The sequence below is a fragment of the Chryseobacterium gambrini genome, assembly GCF_900156825.1.
Taxonomy (GTDB): Bacteria; Bacteroidota; Bacteroidia; order Flavobacteriales; family Weeksellaceae; genus Chryseobacterium; species Chryseobacterium gambrini.
Window position 1 is genome coordinate 1 of record NZ_FTOV01000041.1, and the last position, 1,745, is coordinate 1,745.

Sequence of the window (1,745 nt, forward strand, 5' to 3'; positions counted from 1 at the left end):
ATTTGCGAAAGTGCTAAAAATGCCCCTTCGCTCTGCTCCGCCGAGAGGTTCATCACCGACGCGGCAATTCCGACCGCCTCGAAAATATCCCGCGTTGCCTGTCCTTCGAGGGCAGTCCCTTTGAGGGATCCCGTTAAGGTCTGAAATCCCTTGTAAGAAGATTCCATATTGAGGTTAAGGTCTTTTATCGTCGTATCAAGAAATGCCATGTTTTTTGCCCCCTGCTGACCGGAGGCAAAGACAATGGCATTTTCCATTCCCTCGAATTTGGAAGTAATCCCGGTGATCTCTTTTCCGAAACTGGTGAGCGCACCCACGGAGAGTGCGGCAAGAATGGCGATTCCGGCAGTCCTGGCGTATTGTGCAAGACTGCTAAAAGTGCTTTGCCCGGTATTTCTTAACCTCCCGATCCCGCTGTTGGCAGTATTGACGGCATTGTCAAGCCCCCTTGTTTCATTTCGTGCGCGGCTGATCCCGTTGGAAAACGAGCGGTCGATCAGATCCAGTGCATATTGTAAACCGTTCATAACAGGTAATAAAAATGTTCTTTGTGCCGGTGGTATTCCGGATTATTTTCTTACTTTTATCGATGATTTATAACAAGTGAAACTATAATCCTTCGCTTATTATCTCATTTATTCATTCATTTCTACAGCTCATCAAGAGTATAAACCTCCCTTGCGGAGGTTTTATTTTTGTCCTACCAGCAGCCCTCTGCGGGCAGTATCGGGATCACTGATCCACTCATATGCCGTAACCCGGACAGATTCGGTGGTTACTTTCAGGGCTCCGTCCGTATAAAAGCGTAGGAAAACTGTCTGCGGAACTGCCGTAGAATCACTCCAGTAGACTTCGTCGGGACGGATGAGCGTTTCGCGGATCTGCGTGAAGAGCATATCATCGGACTGCACGGTCATGGCATCAATCCATACAGGGAGGTTCTCCGCTGTGATGACCCTTGCCATTCCGGTTTTGTCGATATGGCTTTTTATGGTAACCGCTTTTTCGGGGTAGGTATTTTTTCTGACTTTTGCCCATTCTGAAAGCCCGTAATCCGTAATGCCCAAATCATCCACATTGATAGGCGTGGCATCTTTCGGCAGCTTTTTTAAATAGCTTTGGGCGCGGGTAAAGACCTGATCACTATCTCCCCAGTTGACATCAAAGCCCTGTTTCTGCATTCGTTCCCAGCCGTCCGGATCAATTTGTATCGCACCGTCAAAGCTTGTGATTTCCCCGTCGTAATCATCGAAAACGTCCTCGGCGTCGGTGCGGCATTTCCAATGGAGCGGGGGCAGGAATTTCCATGAATCCGGATCCCTTTTGTCAAAGACTTTCCCGTCCAGACTCCGACAAATCACCGTCGTTCCGTCATCGATAATGGCGTTTAATCTCCAGTAAGGCGCAATTTCTACATCGTCCACCATTTCCAGATACCGAGCCGCCATATTGGAGGTGGCGTTGGCATGATCCCATTCCGTTTTCAGATACAATTCCTTATAGTTCGGAAATACTGACTTTGCCTTATTTCTGAAATCATTAAAACTTTTTACTTCCGGATCCTTTAACATCTCATTAAGTTCGTAGACTTCCGCCTGCGTTTTGTCTGCTCCGAACCGGTGTATATTATTCATCCAAGCCCTCATCCGGCGGTGGTCGGTACTGTCAAAATCAAAGTTCATTTTCCCGAATCCCTGTTTTATTGCCTCTAACAAAGGGGTATGCGATGCCTTAAATTCGTTGTA

The 1,745-nt window shown here is 47.4% G+C and carries 2 protein-coding genes; both read right to left on the bottom strand.

From position 1 onward, the window contains the following. On the bottom strand, positions 1–527 hold a 527-nt coding region (locus BW951_RS22250), incomplete at its 3' end, for a hypothetical protein (RefSeq protein ID WP_139326250.1). A gap of 162 nt (positions 528–689) precedes the next feature. Beyond that, on the bottom strand, positions 690–1,745 hold a 1,056-nt coding region (locus BW951_RS22255; RefSeq protein WP_139326251.1), incomplete at its 5' end, for a phage minor head protein.